An 18599-nucleotide genomic window follows, 5' to 3' on the forward strand; every position below is an offset into this window, starting at 1 on the left:
GTGCACCGTTGAACGCAAGCAGCGTTCCTCGCCCCTGCAAAACTTTGCGCCGCAACAAAGTGTACTCCCACTGCAACGTAAAAGAACAAGCGCTCATTCAATGGTGGCGAGAATAGGTTTGATTTCCAGTCCGAAACCAATTTCAAGTAAGCGAATCCTTCGATCGGTATCGGCGAATGCGCATTAAACGAAGGTATAGGATCGCGGAGATTTCATACGTACGGAACAACCCTTTGTAGGGCTGTGCCGTCGAGCCGATCGGGGATACCTTGATTCCACGCAAAACGGGCTCCGCGAGCGGAGCGCGCAAGTCAGTCGCCTGAGGCAGCCATTGATTGCAGATAGAAGGAGGCGTCGATGTTGACCGATACACACAGGGTCGATGCGTGGGTTCGCACGATAGGTTTGCTGTCCATCCCCGAGGCTTCGGCGGCCGCTGACGAGAAGCCCATCCCTCTAGCGACGCGCAGAAACCGCACGGAAGCCGATGTCGCAGACTGGAGCCCGTTCGTGCGCGTCATCGATCGCCCAAGCGCGCATTCGTTGACGCTCGACTGGCGGGATCCGACCAGGTGCTGCTATCGGGAGCAGCTCTGGGTGGCAGCGCATTCACGTGTGAGCGGCCGTTGCGCAATGAGCGGAAAGTCGATCGCGCCCGGCGACGAAATCTACCGCCCGCGCCCAACGCGTCCGGCCCCGCGCAATGTCGCCGCGATGATTCTTGCCTCGGCCGTAGAAGCCTGTTATCCGCGCAGCGTTCAGCCGGGCGAAGGCCAGGAAGAGCCGCGCACCGACGCTTGCGTGCGACCCTGACGCAAGCGGATTCGTTGCACGAACGGCTGGCTCCGAGGGTCGCCGGCGCTTGCGCTTCGCCGCTACCCGCGCCGCGCAAGCCAGACTACGTTGCGGCGTTTCTCTGCGCGAGGCGCGCCTCGGCTGCCAGGCCTGAAAAACGACATCGCGCTGAAAAGAGAATTGCTTGCTCGAGTTGAATCGGCGTGAATATTCAATTTTCGGTTGTCGAATAGCGCCATTTTTCTAACCGTCATCACAATCCACCGTTGCTCCAGGATATTCCTCGTTATTTCACGAAAGAGGCGGTCATCCGATGGCGCTAATATAAATGCCAGAACGATTCCCAACGTTCGTGCGGAGAGGGGTAGAGGGATCGTATGGCGAGCGATGGATGGGCGAGGTCTAGCGCACATGAGTACGATCTGGCAGGGATTGCGCAAGGAATTCGCAGACGTGTACGGCGACGAGTTGCCGCGTGTTCTTCACGCGTTCAAGGCTGCGCTGGCGGTGGTCGTGAGCATGCTCATCTGCATGCGGCTGGAACTGCGCTCGCCTGGCACGTCGATGGTGTCGGCCGTAATCGTGATGTTCCATCAACAGAGCGGCATGGTCATCGCGCGAGCCTTCTACCGAACCCTCGGTATCTGTTGCGGTTGCCTGGCTGGGCTGATACTGATCAGCCTGTTCGCCCAGGAGCCGGAGTTATTCCTCGCGGGGCTTTCACTATGGGTGGGACTTTTTGTCGCCGGGTCCTCGTACTATAAGAACTATCAATCGTACGGCTTCGTCCTGTCCGGGTACGCCGCCTGTATTACGACCGTGCCGGAATGGTCGGCGCCCTACGATGTGACGAACAACATTATCTACACGATTAGCGAGGTGCTGATCGGCGTGGCTAGCGGCAGTCTGGTTAGTGCGCTGATCTTTCCACAGCGGGTCGTGCCCGCGCTCACGAAATGGCGCGCGAATGCGTTGACGCTGGTGCTGACTTCACTGAGCGGTGCGGCTCGCGGTGAGGCCACGTATGAGACTGCGCAAACCTACCTCAAACTGATACGCGAAAGTGTGTCGATGGAGGGACTGCGTACGGCGGCCGTATTTGAAGAACCAGAAATGCGCTTGCGCAACGACGGGCTAATGGAGCTGGACCAGACCTTTCTCGGCGTCGTTACGCGCATCTTCTCCCTTTATCGCGCAAGACGGATCACGGCGAACGCGAGCGTAAAACTGCGAGCGACGGCGGAAGAAATATTCAGGCGCGTAGCGAATTTGACTGCGCAAGAGAGCGCGGTTTGTCTGGAAACCGGCAATGGAATGGAGCGCATGATTGGCAGGCTGCGCGATCTGGAAGCGTCGCTCCTTCTCTATCTGGATCGCCAGACAAGCGGTAACCAGGACGAAAGCGAATCCGACTATCAGCCTGTTGCGATGATCGCAGCTGAAGCGTTCTCGGCAATCGTTGCGCTGCGCCTGTTCTGCGGCACCTGCAAAATGCTGCTCGATCCGCCGAGGATCCGGTTGACGCAGCCCGTCGCCGAAGCGGTCGCATTTCTGCGCAGCGTCCCCATTCATACGAGCGCCGTCACGGCGGCGATAGCCGGATTACGTGCGGCGACGGCGGTGGGGGTGGTCGGGATCGCGTGGGTACTCTCGGGTTGGGATGACGGTTACAGCGCGGTCGTGGCCGCAGGCATTACCAGCGGATTCTTTTCATTGAGTCCGACGCCTGCCACTGCGAGCTGGCAAGTGTTCGTCGGATGCCTGATTGCGTGGATCGTGGGCTTTATGGTGAACTTCTTTCTGATGCCGGTGTTGGGCAGCGTTACGCTGTTCGCGCTGTGTCTGGGCGTGCTGCTGTTCATGGGGAGTTACGTCAATACGTTTCCACGCGTCGCGGTCTTCGGGGCGGGCTTCAATATCTACTTCTGCTACGTGCTCACGCCGACAAACCCGGCCGTGTACAACCCATCGTTTCTTCTCGACCGGGGGTTGGGTTTGCTCATCGGCATCGGTGTCTCCGCGGCGGCGTTTTCGCTCGTGATCTCTCGCGAAGGACAGTGGATGGCGGGACGGTACGCCGAGCGCATTCGCTCGATCGTGCAGCGCGCAGCGCATGAAAGCGTCGATTCGAATGACACGGTGCAGGTGGGCATCGCGATGCGTGATCTGATCGTGCATATTTCGACGGTGCCTCACGTCACGCCGGACCAGTTGGAAAGCGCCACGAGTTGGGCCTTCGATCAGCTATGGGTCGTGAATACGTTAATGCAGGTTCGCAGCCTCGAATTCACACAATCAACGGCGTTACCGGAGGGCTGGAGTGAAGCGCAAGGTGAGTGGCTCAGTGCGATGGAGCGATTGGCGCAACACGCGAATGCCGATTCGGTCGAAGCGGCGCTCGTGGCGATAGGGCGGGCGTTGAGTGTATTGTCGGGACCGCCCGGCGACCCCGCATCGGAAACATGCCGCGCGATATTGAAGATGCGCGCACGGCTCTACTCGACGTGGGCGGCACTGACCGACCAACTGCCCCGGCTCGACGCCGTCAAGACGGACTGAGCCATGAATGCATTCGCTGGGTCCGCTCCTCGTGCGCTCGGCCCGACCGTTGCGTCGTTGCTCGCGCTGATGGTTCTCGCCGGCTGCATCGACGGCGCAGGCATCAAACCCGAGGCCTCGTTCATCGACCCCGCCGGCGTGGACGTGAGCAGCGCGATGCGCGCCGCAGCGAGCGACGCGAACTGGCCCGCGACCGACTGGTGGCTTGCGTGGCAAGACCCGCAGCTAGACATGCTGATGAAGCGCGCCGTGAAGGGAAGCCCGACGCTTGCGATTGTGAGGTCGAGAGTGACTGCCGCCGTATGGCAAGCGCGCGTGGCACACGCGGACGAACTGCCCGACGTCGAGGGATCAGGGGAATTCGCGCGTACGCGTTTCCCGCGCTATGCCACGCCGTCGCCGCCCGGCGGCACGACGGTATGGAACAATTCCGCGGCCGTTTCGCTGACCTACGATCTCGACTTTTGGGGAAAAAATCGCGCCATCGAGCAAGGCGCCCTGAGTCATGTGCAGGCCGCAGTGGCAGACGCGCAGTTCGCCAAGGTCGAACTGGAAGTCGCCGTTGCTCGCACCTACGCGCGCTTCGCGCTTCAGGAGGTGCTCCTCGCGGTCTTTCGATCGATCAATGAGGAAGAGTCGCGCAACATGGAAATTGCGCTCAGGCGGCGCGCAGCCGGTATTAGTGGCGAGCTCGATGCGAGTCAGGCAAAAACGCAGTATGAAGCCGGTCGAACCGACATTGCCCGGACCCAGAATGAGATCGCGCTCGCGCGATTGCAGATCGCGTATCTCGTGGGCGAGGGGCCGGGTTTCGGCGAGCAACTGAAGGCGCCGTCGCTGCCGGACAATGTCGCCACGGCATTGCCTTCGGCGCTGCCGGCGGAGCTTATCGGACATCGCGCGGATGTCGTCGCCCAACGATGGCGCGCCGAGGAAGCCGCGAAAAAAGTCGCCGCGGCGCACGCTGATTTTTACCCGGATATCGATCTCGTTGCCAGCGCCTCGCTCGCTTCCTTGACGCCGTTCGGAGGATTCTTCAATTTCATCAATAGCGATGCAGTGGGACACAGTGTCGGCATTGCCGCGTCATTGCCGATATTCGACGCAGGCCGCCGGCGCGGCAACTTTGGCGTAGCCACCGCCGAATACGACGATGCAGTCTTCAAGTACAACGACACGGTCTTGTCCGCGATGCAGAGCGTCGCTCAGGACGTGACATCGTTACAGTCGCTCGACTTTCAGCAAAAAACGGCCGATTCCGCGTGGCAATCTTCCAGGCGCGCTTACGACATCGCGATAAGTGGTTATCGAGGCGGCATCACCGAGTATCTCGACGTGCTGGTCGCGCAAAAGGTCATGCTTCAGCAAGAGCGCGACGTTGCCTTGATACACGCGCAACGCGTCGATTCATGGGTATTGCTGATGAAGGATTTAGGCGGGGGCGCGCAGATCAACGCGGTGCCCGTTGGCGAGAAGGCAGGTGAGAGCGATGCCCGTGGAAATTGACATATTTGGATTCTTTGCGCCCATCCTCCTGCTCGTTCTATTGGGGAGCGCCGTGGTGTTCGTGGCGCTGGACATGTTCCTGGCGAAGATCGGCGTTTACCAGTTTGCCTGGCATCCGGGGCTATTCCGGGTTGCACTGTTCGTGGTGCTGTTTTGCGGTGCGTCGCTGCTCGTCCAGAAAGCGTGACGAACCGCGTTACCCTGGGGCAATCGCATGACAACGAGGCGATAGATGAACAGGCCGTATCTCATACGATTCGCAACGACGCTAGTCGTGGTCGTGGTTGCGCTCGTGCTCATGCATGCGATCTGGGATCGATACATGTATTCGCCCTGGACCCGCGACGGGCGCGTGCGGGCGAACGTCATCAATCTGTCCACGGACGTGTCGGGAATCGTGAAAGAGGTTCGGGTGAAGGACAACGAATGGGTTCACAAAGGCGACGTGCTTTATGTGCTGGACCCTGACCGCTTCGTCTATGCGTTGCAGCAGGCAGATGCGGACGTCGCGCGTGCGCAGGCGCAACTGGTTCAATCGCAGTCCCTTTCCGATGCTAGCCAATACGAGCTGAAGATGCGAAAAGATCAAGCGGCGCGGCGCGAGAAGCTTTCCGCCGATGTCGTATCGGAGGAGATACGCTCGGACTACGCATGGCAGTCGCAGCAGTCGCAATCCACGCTCGATGCGGCGCGTGCCGCATACGCAGCCGCCGAGGCAAGTCTGAAGGCGGCGCTCGTGCATCGCGAAACCGCGCGGCTCGATCTGGAGCGAAGTCGCGTGCGAGCGCCGGTGGACGGCTACATCACGAATCTGAATCTGTTCCCCGGCGATTTTGCTACAGCGGGTGTCGCGCGCATGGCCATGATCGATTCCCACTCGTTCTGGGTGTATGGCTATTTCGAGGAAACGAAGATCCAGGGCGTGCGTGTGGGTGACCGCGCGGTGGTCCGGCTGCTTGGCGCGAAGGTGAATATCGAGGGCCACGTGGACAGCATCGCGAGCGGCATTGTGGATCGCGACAATCCAACGGGGCAGAGCGAACTGCTGGCAAACGTCGACCCCGTCTTCACGTGGATTCGCCTTGCCCAAAGAGTGCCGGTGCGCATTCGCCTGGATAACGTACCGCGCGGCGTTCATCTCGCGATGGGCATGACGTGCACAGTCACGCTCAGCCAGACAACGCCTGCCGGATGAGGGAAGACGCGCGGCTTTGACATCGTCGGCGGCTCTTGCGCGAGGCTTTCCGGCTTCGCGGCGAGCGGACAAATTTCGTGGTTTTGAAAAAGACGATCGTGGTCGGGGCGGCTATGCTGGATTCCGTCGCATCGGACGCAAGTCGTCACGCGTCAATAGGCAGGAGGTCTGATGGTTACGCTCGAAGTCAACGGACAACAACATTCGGTGGACGCGCCACCGGACATGCCAGTGCTTTGGGTGTTGCGCGACCTCGTTGGACTCACGGGCACGAAGTTCGGCTGTGGGATTGCGCAGTGCGGCGCGTGCACCGTTCATGTCGACGGCGTTGCCGTGCGCTCGTGTGTGTTTCCAGTCGGGGCGGTCGGCGAGCGGAAGATCACGACCATCGAGGCAGTGGGCGAAACACCTGCGGGCAGACGGATTCAGGCCGCATGGCGTCAGATCGATGTCGTGCAGTGCGGATATTGCCAGTCAGGACAGGTGATGCAGGCAGCGTCGCTGCTCGCGCAAAACGCCAACCCGAGTGACGCGGATATCGATGCGGCGATGGCGGGGAACATCTGCCGATGCGGAACCTATAACCGGATTCGCGCGGCAATCAAACTCGCGGTCAAGGAGGCGTGACGTGTCGCAGGGACTCCTTGACGCGCAGAACGGCAGGCCGCGAGACGACGATCCATCCGGCCTCACACGGCGGTCCTTTCTGAAATTCAGCGCGAGCGTGGCGGCGCTGGCGGGTGGCGGGCTGATTCTCGGGTTTAGTCTGCCCGCGCGCAGCGAAGGCGACGTACGCAAGACCGTGATCGGCGGCGACGGCGTGGAGACAGCGCAGAACGGTGTGTTGGCGCCGAACGCGTTCGTGCAGATCGACACATCCGGCAAGGTGACGCTCATTGTCCCGAAGGTCGAAATGGGACAGGGCGTCTACACTTCGATCCCTATGCTGATTGCCGAAGAGCTGGAAGTGCCGCTCGACAGCATCACGATCGACCACGCGCCGCCCAACGAAAAGCTGTTCTTCGATCCGTTGCTAGGCGGTCAGCTCACGGGCGGATCGACCTCGATCCGCTATGCCTGGGAGCCGATGCGGCGCGCCGGGGCCGCAGCCCGGGCGCTGCTAATCAACGCCGCCGCGCAGCAGTGGCAGGTCGATCCGGCGACGTGTCGTGCGCAGAACGGGCAGGTCGTCCACGCGGCCACGCAGCGCACGCTGGAATACGGGCAGCTCACGGAGGCGGCCGCCAGGCTGCCCGTGCCGAGCGATGTCGCTCTGAAGGATCCTAAGGACTTCAAAATTATCGGCACGATGGCGAAGCGGCTCGATTCGCCGGAGAAAGTGGACGGCAGCGCAATGTTCGGACTCGACGTTCGACTGCCCGGCATGGTGTATGCGGTGATCGTCAACTGTCCGGTGTTTGGCGGCAAGCTCGCGACGGTCGACGATAGCGCGGCAAAGAAAATTCTAGGCGTGCGCCAGGTTGTGAAGATCGACAACGGCGTTGCTGTGGTCGGCGATCATACGTGGGCCGCGAAACGCGGCGCGTCGGCGTTGAAGATCACGTGGGACGAAGGGGCGGGCGCGTCTGTATCGACCAGGACGATCGTGGCCGATCTGGAACAGGCCTCGCGGGGCACCGGCGCCGTCGCGCGCAAGGAAGGAGACGTGGGCAGCGCATTCACGAAGGCAAAGACGCGCGTGGACGCCGTCTACCGGCAGCCATTCCTTGCGCACGCAACGATGGAGCCGATGAATTGCACCGTGCATGTGCAAAAGGACAGCTGCGAGATATGGGTCGGCACGCAAGTGCCGACACGCGCAAGGGACGCGGGCGCGAAAGTCACCGGGTTGCCCGCCGAAAACGTCGCAGTGCATAATTTCCTGCTTGGCGGCGGCTTTGGCCGGCGGCTGGAGATAGACGGCGTCACACAAGCGGTGAAAGTCGCGAAGCAGCTCGATGTGCCCGTGAAGGTGACATGGACGCGCGAAGAGGACATTCAGCACGACATGTACCGCCCATACTATTACGACCGGATTTCCGCGGGGCTCGACGAGAACGGCAAACCGGTTGCGTGGCGCCATCGCATTGTCGGTTCGTCGATTCTTTCGCGGTTCGCGCCTTCTACGATCAAGAACGGCGTCGATCCCGATGCGGTGGAGGTCGCTGCTGCGCTTCCCTACGATCTGCCGAATCAACTTGTCGATTACGTGCGGCAGGAGCCCGACGCCATACCAACCGCATTCTGGCGCGGTGTGGGCCCCACGCGCGGCACGTTCGTCGTGGAGAGCTTCATCGACGAACTCGCCGTGCTGGCCAAAACAGACCCTGTGCAGTATCGGCGCAATCTGCTCGACAAGGCGCCGCGCGCGTTGAATGTGCTCAATCTCGCCGCGCAGCTTTCTGGGTGGGGAAGCGCGCTGCGGAAGGGGCAAGGACGAGGCGTTTGTGTCATGCACGCCTTTGGCAGCTATTTTTCGATGGTCGCGGACGTGACGGTCGACCAGGGCGAAGTGCGGGTGAATCGCGTCGTGTGCGCCGTGGACTGCGGAATGGTCGTCAACCCCAACACGGTGGAGGCGCAGATTCAGGGCGGCGTGATCTTCGCGATCACAGGTGCGCTTTACAGCGAGATCACGATCGAACACGGGCGCGTCCTGCAAAGCAATTTCACCGACTACCGGATACTGCGTATTCACGAAGCGCCCGAGATTCTCGTTCATATCGTCAAGAGCGGCGAAGCGCCTGGCGGGATTGGCGAGCCCGGTACGTCGGCGACAATGCCCGCGCTCGCGAACGCAATCTATGCGGCAACGGGAAAGCGTTTGCGCCATCTGCCTGTGGGCGAGCAGTTGCGCACTGTCTAGGCGGAGGCCGACGATGAATACGACATTCAAGGCATTCGTCCTCGCTTGCGGGTTCGCCTTGCAGATGGTTTCGAATTTTGCCGAAGCGGACGACGCGGCACTCATTCAGCGTGGCGAGTACCTGGCGAAAGTGGGTGACTGCGTGGCCTGCCATTTGACGCAAAATGACAAGCCATTCGTCGGCGGGTTGAAAATGATGACGCCAATGGGGGCGATCTATTCAACCAACATCACACCCGACGCCGAAACCGGCATTGGACGGTACAGCGAGGCGGACTTCGCACGCGCCTTGCGCGAGGGTGTCGCGAAAGACGGCCGCAATCTGTATCCGGCCATGCCTTACCCGTCCTATGCGAAAGTCAGCGACGGCGACGTGCGCGCGCTTTACGCGTACTTCATGAAGGGTGTCGCGCCGGTGCGGCAGCCCAACCGCGAGTCGGATATCAAATGGCCGCTCAACATGAGGTGGCCGCTTGTATTCTGGAACATGGTGTTCCTCCACAAAGGCGCTTATGAGGACAAAGAGGGGAAGGACGTTGCATGGAATCGCGGGGCGTATCTGGTGCAGGGACTGGGGCACTGCGGTTCGTGCCATACGCCGCGCGGGATCGGGTTTCAGGAAAAAGCGCTCGACGAAAGCGGCGAAGTTTATCTGACGGGGGCGCCGGTCGATAACTGGTTCGCCTCGAATCTCACTGGCGACCACAATTCGGGTTTGGGGCGGTGGTCGGAGGCCGACATCGCCCAGTTCCTGAAAACGGGGGCGAATCTCCATGCCGCCGCTTTCGGTTCAATGACGAGCGTGATCAACCATAGTACCCAGGCGATGTCCGACACGGATATCGCGGCAATATCGCATTATCTGAAATCGTTTCCCGCCGCGGGCGGTTCGGGCGCAGCGGTCTACGCTTACGACCCGAAAGCGACGAAGGTATCGCTGGCGCGTCCCGCGAACGACGCCGGCGCGCGCGTTTATACGGCGTTCTGCATGCATTGCCACGGTGCGGACGGACGCGGATTCGCACCGCTCCTCGCCCCGCTTGCCGGCAATCCAAACGTATTGGAAAAGCAGCCGCTCTCGCTGATCAACGTGACGTTGAATGGCACCGACGACCTCGTGATCGGCGGTATTCCAGCGCCGTACCCGATGCCCAGTTTTGCGGACGTCCTCGACGACCAGCAGATCGCAGATGTTCTGACGTTTGTACGCGGTGGATGGAACAACGGCGCACCGCCCGTTTCTGCACGCGAGGTCGAGAAACTTCGACAATCAACCGGGAAAGCGGCGGCGCAATAGAAGCGGCCTTTCCCTTTTTGACCCCGGCTCGGAACGCTTGGAAGGCGCGCCTTTACGTTGTCATGTATAACTCACGAGACCTCCGGGCCAGTCCCTATGATTTGATGCGCTTTCAGGCGCTGGTCTCCTCCATGCCCTCATGCTTGACGCCCCATTTTGATGCGGTGATGGGGCAAGGCGCGCCAGTTGTTGGCCAATCTCCTTGCGCACTGTAAGGACTCCCAGAGGTATATCCTTGCCCTCCATTGCCCCTCGTTTGCTAGCGAGGTAGCTCGAAAGATGCTATTGGCATAGACTGAGGCAGGGCATCGTGTTATCACGGCAAGCGAAGCGAAAGGCAGTCAGAAGGCCAGCGGGGCGCACTTTCAGCAAGCGCTGAACTTCAGGCGCTGTCGCCGGTTTTCATTGCCAATGCGTCTCGCCGGCTTCCAGGGAGAATGTGCGGATGCGCCTGGCCCCCCGGCCCGACGTCAAGTCGGTCGAATCGCTTCAAGTTGCATGGGACGATGGCGCCTATGTCGTCTGCCACGGCATGAGGCGAATGGATGATGACACTTGCGAACCCGTGCTCGTCGTGCGGCCGGTGCGCAAACAGCCGGACCGTGAGGTAGTCGAGCGCCTCGCGCACGAATACGCGCTCGCCGACACGCTGAATTGCCCCTCGGCTGCGCGCCCGCTGCAACTGTTATGCGAGCAGGGCCAGACGATGCTGGTGCTCGAAGACACCGGCGACGAACCGCTCGAATCGCTTTGCGTCCCCACGACGCCTATTGCTTTCCTTCGCATTGCCGTGAACATGGCCTCTGCGCTGGGCAAGCTGCATGCGAGGGGGCTCGTCCACCGGGATATCAATCCGCGGCATATCCTGCTGAACAAAGCGAACGGGGCGGTGCGCTTCACGGGTTTTGGCATCGCTTCACTGGTACAGCGCGAGCGTCAATTGCCGCTGCCGCCCGAACTCATTGCAGGTACGCTTGCTTACATGGCGCCGGAGCAAACCGGGCGCATGAACCGGTCGATCGACTCACGCAGCGATCTGTATTCGCTGGGTGTGATTTTCTACTGGATGTTGACGGGGCAGTTGCCGTTTAGCGCAACCGATCCCATGGAACTGGTGCATTGCCATATCGCCCGGCAGCCGCCGTCCCCCGTCGAACTCGTGCCGTCGCTTCCGGAGCCATTGTCCGCTGTCGTCATGAAGCTGCTTGCCAAGACGGCCGAGGATAGATATCAAACGGCCGTCGGGATCGTTCATGATCTTCGGCGATGCCTTGCGCACTGGGAAACGCATGGAGTGATTGCCAGCTTCCCGCTCGCGCAATTCGATATCCCCGACCAGTTGCTGATACCGGAAACGCTCTACGGCCGCAGCCCGGAAGTGGCCGCGCTCCTCGCTGCGTTTGAAAGGGTCGCGCGAGACGGCCGTAGCGAACTCGTGCTCGTGGCCGGCTATTCGGGCATTGGCAAATCGGCGGTCGTCAACGAATTGCACAAAGCGCTCGTGCCCAGACGAGGTTTTTTCCTTGCCGGAAAGTTCGACCAGTTTGCACGCGATATTCCCTACGCTTCGCTCGCCATGGCGTTTCGGTCGGGGGTTCGATTGCTGCTGGGTAAGAACGAAAACGAACTCGCGGCATGGCGAGATGAGTTTCAACGCGCCTTGGGGCCGAACGGTCAGTTGATTATCGATCTGGTGCCCGAACTCGCCATGATCATTGGCGAGCAGTTGCCCGTACCGGCGTTGGCTGCGCAGGACGCGCGTAGGCGGTTCCATTTCGTCTTTCGTCGTTTCATGTCGGTGTTCGCTCGTCCTGAGCACCCGCTCGCGCTTTTTATCGACGATCTGCAATGGCTCGATAGTGCGACCCTCGATTTTCTCGAAGATCTGCTCATCCTGGGCGACACGCAACACTTACTGGTGGTCGGCGCATACCGAAACAACGAGGTTCCCGCGACACACCCGCTCGCGCAAAAGATGGACGCGATCCGCGCGTCGGGCGCACCGATCCGGGAGATTGTGTTGGGGCCGCTCGCCAATCTCCACCTCGAACAATTGGTATGTCATGCGCTGCATTGCCCCACGACGCGCGCCGTTCCGCTTGCGCGCTTGCTGCATAAAAAAACCGGGGGCAATCCTTTTTTTACGCTCCAATTTCTCTCGGCCCTCGCGGACGAAGGACTACTGGCGTTCGATCACGTCGCCAGCCGATGGTCGTGGGATCTCGCCGAGATTCACGCGAAAGGCTACACGGAGAATGTCGTCGCGCTGATGATAGACAAGCTGAGCCGGCTACCCGAGCGCACCCAGCTTGTTTTGAAGCCGTTCGCGTGTATCGGCAATTCCGCAAAACTGGCGCTTATCGAGACGATTTGTGAGCAGTCCGAAGCGGCAATACGCGAGGCGCTGTCACATGCCGTTCAGGCGGGGTTGGTGCTTCGTGCGGACAACGCATACCGCTTTCTTCACGACAGGGTGCAGGAAGCTGCGTACCTGCTCATTCCCGAGAACGACCGGACAGCCATGCACCTGCGCATAGGCAGACGACTTCTCGCGACTACGCCGGCCGCTAACCGCGACGACGGCATTTTTGAAATCGTCAGCCAGTTCAATCGCGCAACACGCCGACTCGAGGACCGTGCGGAACGCGAGCAGGTGGCGCAACTCAACCTCATAGCCGGCAAACGCGCAAAGGCGGCGACTGCGTTTGCCTCGGCGCTGAGCTATCTTTCGGTTGGCCGCTCGCTACTGACGGAATCCGACTGGATCGAAAACTACGATCTGATTTTCAACATTGAGTATCTGCTAGCCGAGTGTGAGCTGCTGAGCACAAGTGTGCGATCGGCGGAATTGCGGCTTTTGCAGCTTCTCGAGCGCGCAAACACCAGGCGGCACATTGCCATGATGACGCGCCTGCGCATCACGCTTTACACGACGTTGGGGCAGAGCGAGCGTAGCGTCGAAATATGCCTTCAATACCTGCGCGAAGGCGGGACAGAATGGTCGGCCCATCCCGCGGAGAAGTCGGTCCGCTGCGAGTTCGAACGGACCATGTCGCTGCTTGGCGAACGCGAAATTGAAACGCTGATTGATTTGCCGTTGCTCGACGATCCCGATGTCCAGGATACGCTCGACGTGTTGACGGAAATCGTCACGCCAGCTTTCTTTACGGACCAGCATCTCTGCGCGCTGGTGCTGTGCCGGATGGTCAACCTGAGTCTCGAATACGGCAATAGCGACGCGTCGTGCTATGCGTACGTCTGGTTCGCGACCTATGCCGGGCCGGTATTCGGTCAATACGAGGCGGGCTATCGCTTTGGGCGCCTCGGCCTCGACCTGGTCGAGAAAAAGCAGCTCACGAGGTTTCGGGCTCGCACGTACACGTCGTTTGGCAATATCGTCGTGCCGTGGGCGCGGCACGTTCTCGAAGGGCGCGAGCCGATACGGCAAGCCCTGGAGATGGCGAAAGAAAGTGCGGACCTGACTTATACGCTGTATATCCTGTGTGACCTTACGCAAAATCTCGTCTCGGTGGGAGACAATCTCGAGGACGTGCAAGTCGAGGTCGAGGGGGCGGTGGAAATTTCGGAGCGCGCCCGGTTTCAACTGGTCACCGACATGCTCGTGACGTATCGAGGTTTCGTCAAATCGCTCCGCGGGCTGACCCGGCGCCTTGGCGCGTTCGATGATGCGCAATTCGACGAGGCCGCGTTCGAACGCCATTTGCGCAGCTCCCCGGCGCTGGCGCTCCCGCAATTCGATTACTGGACGCGCAAGCTGCAGGCAAGATATATCGCCGACGAATTTGTCGAGGCCCTCGAAGCGCGCAGCCATGCCGCGAGCGTTTTGTGGGTCGGGACGTCCCAGTTCGAAACGGCGGAATATCACTTCTACGGGGCGCTCAGCCATGCCGCTTGTTGCCAGGACGCGGACATCGGCGACCGGCAGGCGCATGTGGATTCAATCTCGGAACATCTCGCACAGCTCAATGAATGGGCCACGCATTGCCCGCAGAATTTCGAAAACCGCGCGGCGCTCGTGGGCGCAGAACTGTCGAGAATTCACGGGGAGATCGCGCAGGCGGAACGGCTCTATGATCTTGCGATCCGCTCCGCGCGCCAGAATGGTTTTGTTCACAACGAAGCGGTGGCCTGCCAGGCGGCCGCACGCTTCTACGGCGCGCGCGGACTGGCCGATATTACCGACATGTACCTGAGGAACGCCCGCAATGCGTTTATGCGATGGGGCGCGCAAGGCAAGGTTCGTCAACTCGAGGCGCTCAATCCACAGATCGTGCGGCCGAGTCAGCCTTACTCCGTGGTGAACAGCATGGAGGCGCCGGTTGACCATCTCGATCTGGCCACGGTCATCAAGGTGTCGCAGGCCATTTCGAGTGAAATCGTGCTCGACGATCTGATTCAGACTGTCATGCGCACAGCCATCGAACATGCCGGTGCGGACCGCGGGTTGTTGATTGTGGCGACTGAGTCCGCCTTTCAAACCGAGGCGGAAGCGGCAACAGACGCGGGCGTCATCTCCGTGAACCTGGAAAAATCGACGGTGCACAGCGGCGCTTTGCCGGTGTCGATGTTTCAATACGTGATGAGGACGCACGAGAACGTCATCATTCACGACGCGAACAGCCGTCACGACTTTTCCACCGACCGCTATTTCCTCGAGCGCCGCACGCAGTCGGTCGCGTGCATGCCCTTGCTCCACCAGGGTAAGCCCATTGCCTTGCTCTACCTCGAGAACAAGCTGGCCTCCCACGTCTTTACCGCCAGTCGAGTCGCGGTGCTGAAGCTCCTGGCTTCCCAGGCCGCGATCTCGTTCGAGAACTCCCGCTTGTATCGCGACCTTGCCGAGCGCGAAGCGAGGATTCGCCGTCTTGTCGATGCCAATATCGTGGGCGTTTTCATATGGGATTTCGTTGGTCCGATCTACGAAGCGAACGATGCCTTTCTGCGCATGATCGGATACAGCCGGGACGATCTCGCTGCCGGTCGCGTGAATTGCACCACGCTCACCCCTGCAGAATGGCACGATCAGGACCTTGCCGCGATCGCCGATTTGAGAAAGAACGGTGTGCTTCAACCGATTGAAAAAGAATATATCCGTGCCGACGGCAGCCGGGTCGCGGTCTTGCTGGGTGCGGCGATGTTCAGCAGTGTGCCCGAACAGGTCGTGGCGTTCGTTGTCGATCTCACCGAGCGCAAACGGGCCGAAGCGAGCGCGAGGAGCAGCGAGCAGCGATTCCACGAAATCGAAATGGAACTCACGCACGCGAACCGCGTGGCCTCTCTCGGCCATCTCACCGCATCGATCAGCCACGAGATTACGCAGCCAATCGCTTCGGCGGTGTTCAACGCGCAAGCTGCCACGCACTGGCTGGATGCCGCGCCGCCCAATCTCGGCGAAGTGCGCTCGGCGCTCGGGCGTGTCGTGAAGAACGGCACGCGCGCAAACGACGTGATTCGAAGAATTCGAGCGCTCGTCAAAAAGCAGCCGGCAAAGCTGGAGCCATTCGGCGTGAACGACGCCATTCGCGAAGTGATCGCGCTGACGCGCGGCGAGGCGTCGAAACATCATGCGTCGTTGCGAGAGGACCTCGGTGCCGATCTGCCGACGGTGGATGGAGACCGCGTCCAGATACAGCAGGTCGTCATGAACCTGATCATCAACGCGCTGGAGGCGATGAGTGATTCCGTCGACAGCGTGAGGCTACTCACGATCACGACCTCTGTTGACGAAGCCAACGCGGTGAGGATTGCGGTAAGCGATACGGGGCCAGGCATCAGCGAGCCCGATGCCGAGCGGTTGTTCGAACCTTTCTTCACCACCAAGGCGTCGGGAATGGGTATGGGCCTTTCGATATGCCGGTCCATTGTCGAAGCACATGGCGGCGCGTTGCGGGTTCATGCGAATGCGCCAGTCGGAGCCGTATTCGAGTTTGAATTGCCCAGTTCCGATATCCCCTGGCAATAGGGGCTGGCAAGAGGTCCTGGGAACGGGCGCTAGTGGCGGCCAGCGGTCTTCTCAGGCACGAGCCCGCGGTCTGCGGGCACGCTCGGTACGCGGTCTCGCCAGGGCGCCATCGCTTCGAATACGCCGTCGCGCCGGATCAGCGCGTGAAAGAGCGCGGCCGCAAGATGAACCACGATAAGAGCAAAGAAAAGGAGTGCAAGGAACCTGTGCGCATTCCAGAGTGACGAGTGCAAGACGTTGCTGTGCGGGGCGATGGAAGGCAAGCGCACGCCAGCCACCACAACCGGATAATCCGCGGCGGACAGCATGCTCCAGCCGAGCAGCGGCAACCCGATCATCAGCAGATAGAAGGCGAGATGCGAGAGGCGCGCGGCAAACTTCATGAGCGGCGGCATGGTGACGGGCAACGGCGGGGCACCCTTCACGAATCGAACCGCGAGGCGGACCAGGGCGAGCACCAGAATCAGGATGCCGAGTGGCTTGTGTATCGAAACCAGCCAGAGGTGAGCGGGGCGAATGGTGGACACCATACCCACGCCGATGAACAGCATGACAAGAATGCCGATCGCCATGAGCCAGTGAAGCAGGCGCTGTATCGCAGAGAAGCGCAGGTCGGTCGCGTTCATTGTGCCAGTCCTCCCGCGGCGAGGTGGGGATAGTCGCTGTTCTCAGCAGTCCTTCTGTTGAACGACACGGAATAGGCCGCCGAGCGCGCCGCGGGGAACGGATCATCCGAAACGTGCATGCCGGACGGCAGGACCGTAGGGTCGAAGTTGAGATCCCGACACGGTCCATTGGCCTCGGGGTAAATGGTTTGTACTACCAACGTCCCTGCAGACACTTTACGGCGATCCTGCGGCCATGATTTGCTCGGATCGGCGCTGGGGTCGCCGGGATCGGCAACCGTCACGATCATTGTCCATCGTTGCGGAGCCGAGGCCACGCGCTGGGTGATATCCGCGTCGAGGAAATTGGGCCCAAGCTGTTTTACCTGCTCGGCAGTCAGCGATTCCGGCTTTGCCTCGGGCAGGAAAGACCAGCGCACCGTACTGGTTTGTCCTGCCGTATTGGTGAAAATGAAGCTGTCGAGGCTGTTGTACTGCTCTTCGGCGTAGGACGCGGTCATGGGCGTCGTTTTCGCCCACGTGCCGAAAGCGGCAAACTCCGGGTGAGCGGCAACGAAGCGCTTCATCGCATCAGGGTCGTCCTTGCGTCCCGCTGCCTGCAGCAGTGCGTAGAACGCCTCCGGCGTCGAGACCGCAAAGAAGGGCGCATCGATCATCGCCGTACGCCATTCGCTCCCATCGGGCGCGATGATGCGCAGGCCGAGGCCGCGCACGCGAACCGTTGTGTCCGCAGCCTTGGGATCAGGCGTGCCAAGGTTGAATCGCCCGACTGCGGGGTAGATGCCCGCAGCGAACATCGGCGCCTTCGAAAGCGCCGCGGCCGCTCCATTGGATTCGAAAACACCCGTAAAGCAAATGCCCTTGGCGTGGTTGCGCCGGTATCCCAATGCCGGCCCGCCGGGCGGCGCGAGACTGTCGACGAGCTTTGCCGGCGTCAGTCGCGTGGGAGAGAGCCAGCCCGCCGCGTAGCTGAACGCGAGGACGATTGCCACCACGACCAGAGCGATAGCAATCATCGATCTGATGGTTGAGCGTGGGGAACCTGGGGTGTTATCCATCTGACTCTCCCGATCGACGGACAGGTGGAAATTCGGTGAATCGGCTCGAGCCTGGCGATTCTTCCCCTCAGCTTAGGCAATTCTGCGCAACGGTGCAGATCTGCGTGTGCCTGTGAAAAACGTGCAAATCGGTAAATTCTGAAACCACTCGTTGATCCACACAATTCTCCCTTTCTTTTCGAAAGATCACGGAAGGCGCGTGACTTAGTATGCAAGCGGATTGGCAACATGAAGGAAATAGATCAGGGAAATTCCTTGAACGAGTTCCACTGACCGGTTTTGATGCCGTTTCGAATCTAACCAGGATAAAAAGGGTGGTGTCATGATGAAGATTGAAAAGGTGATGACGGGCTGCATTGCACTGCTGTTTTCGTCGCTCGTGTTTGCGCAGAACACGGTCGACTCTTCGGGAATGGTTGGAGCCGAGGCGAATGGCCATGCCGCTCAGCAAGGGACGAGCAAGTCAGCCACGCGCGCAGCGAATCGCAAATTTGCGCTCACTGTCCAGCGCGCGATCTATCGCGACCACAATGTCGGCGAGGCCGACATCATCGTTTTCGCCAACGCGGGAACGGGCAGCGTGATCCTGGTCGGGCTGATTTCCGATCCGACCCAGGAACAGACTGCGATCGCGGCGGCGCGTCAGGTCTCGGGGGTCACGGCAGTCACGAGCAAACTCACGTTGCACGAGGAGGGCAACTGAGGCGTTCGCGT

At 60.6% G+C, this 18599-nt stretch carries 12 protein-coding genes; 10 read left to right on the plus strand and 2 right to left on the minus strand.

Features of this window, described 5'->3' with window-relative positions; translation table 11 throughout:
- Nucleotides 1–357 precede the first annotated feature (357 nt).
- The 9 genes from JMY28_RS14355 to JMY28_RS14395 all read left to right on the plus strand — a co-directional run bounded on the left by JMY28_RS14355 (nucleotide 358) and on the right by JMY28_RS14395 (nucleotide 16201).
- On the plus strand, nucleotides 358–813 hold the full coding sequence (locus tag JMY28_RS14355) for a DUF3331 domain-containing protein (RefSeq protein WP_201696592.1): 456 nt from the start codon (nucleotides 358–360) through the stop codon (nucleotides 811–813).
- 204 nt (nucleotides 814–1017) lie between these two features.
- Nucleotides 1018–3354 carry an FUSC family protein gene (locus JMY28_RS14360; protein WP_201696593.1) on the plus strand — a complete coding sequence of 779 codons (2337 nt, stop codon included), beginning with the start codon at nucleotides 1018–1020 and terminating at the stop codon, nucleotides 3352–3354.
- A 3-nt stretch (nucleotides 3355–3357) separates the two neighbouring features.
- Nucleotides 3358–4860 (plus strand): efflux transporter outer membrane subunit, encoded by a 1503-nt coding sequence (locus JMY28_RS14365; protein WP_201696594.1) that lies wholly within the window; start codon nucleotides 3358–3360, stop codon nucleotides 4858–4860.
- Nucleotides 4844–5047 carry a DUF1656 domain-containing protein gene (locus tag JMY28_RS14370; RefSeq protein ID WP_201696595.1) on the plus strand — a complete coding sequence of 68 codons (204 nt, stop codon included), beginning with the start codon at nucleotides 4844–4846 and terminating at the stop codon, nucleotides 5045–5047. The genes JMY28_RS14365 and JMY28_RS14370 overlap by 17 nt, the downstream gene beginning before the upstream one ends.
- Nucleotides 5048–5092: 45 nt before the next feature.
- Nucleotides 5093–6055, plus strand: coding sequence for an HlyD family efflux transporter periplasmic adaptor subunit (locus tag JMY28_RS14375; RefSeq protein WP_201696596.1), 963 nt, complete (start codon nucleotides 5093–5095; stop codon nucleotides 6053–6055).
- A gap of 171 nt (nucleotides 6056–6226) precedes the next feature.
- Nucleotides 6227–6682: a (2Fe-2S)-binding protein gene (locus JMY28_RS14380; protein WP_201696597.1), complete on the plus strand. Its 456-nt coding sequence runs from the start codon at nucleotides 6227–6229 to the stop codon at nucleotides 6680–6682.
- Nucleotide 6683: 1 nt separating this feature from the next.
- Nucleotides 6684–8921, plus strand: coding sequence for a xanthine dehydrogenase family protein molybdopterin-binding subunit (locus tag JMY28_RS14385; RefSeq protein WP_201696682.1), 2238 nt, complete (start codon nucleotides 6684–6686; stop codon nucleotides 8919–8921).
- Between the two features lie 13 nt (nucleotides 8922–8934).
- The gene (locus JMY28_RS14390) at nucleotides 8935–10218 is read left to right on the plus strand and encodes a c-type cytochrome (protein ID WP_201696683.1); all 1284 of its coding nucleotides are present in this window, start codon (nucleotides 8935–8937) and stop codon (nucleotides 10216–10218) included.
- Between the two features lie 445 nt (nucleotides 10219–10663).
- Complete coding sequence (locus JMY28_RS14395; protein WP_407945503.1) at nucleotides 10664–16201, plus strand: trifunctional serine/threonine-protein kinase/ATP-binding protein/sensor histidine kinase; 5538 nt, start codon at nucleotides 10664–10666, stop codon at nucleotides 16199–16201.
- 29 nt (nucleotides 16202–16230) lie between these two features.
- Here the strand turns inward: JMY28_RS14395 and JMY28_RS14400 are convergent, their stop codons facing one another.
- Both JMY28_RS14400 and JMY28_RS14405 read right to left on the minus strand, forming a co-directional pair.
- Nucleotides 16231–16827, minus strand: coding sequence for a cytochrome b (locus tag JMY28_RS14400; RefSeq protein WP_201696599.1), 597 nt, complete (start codon nucleotides 16825–16827; stop codon nucleotides 16231–16233).
- Complete coding sequence (locus JMY28_RS14405; protein WP_201696600.1) at nucleotides 16824–17885, minus strand: catalase family peroxidase; 1062 nt, start codon at nucleotides 17883–17885, stop codon at nucleotides 16824–16826. Before JMY28_RS14405 ends, JMY28_RS14400 begins: the two co-directional genes overlap by 4 nt.
- A 322-nt stretch (nucleotides 17886–18207) precedes the next feature.
- Here JMY28_RS14405 and JMY28_RS14410 point away from each other — a divergent pair, with 322 nt between their 5' ends.
- Complete coding sequence (locus JMY28_RS14410; protein WP_201696601.1) at nucleotides 18208–18588, plus strand: BON domain-containing protein; 381 nt, start codon at nucleotides 18208–18210, stop codon at nucleotides 18586–18588.
- The last annotated feature ends 11 nt before the right edge of the window (nucleotides 18589–18599 follow it).

The sequence above is a fragment of the Paraburkholderia hiiakae genome (assembly GCF_904848665.1).
GTDB classification, from domain to species: Bacteria; Pseudomonadota; Gammaproteobacteria; order Burkholderiales; family Burkholderiaceae; genus Paraburkholderia; species Paraburkholderia hiiakae.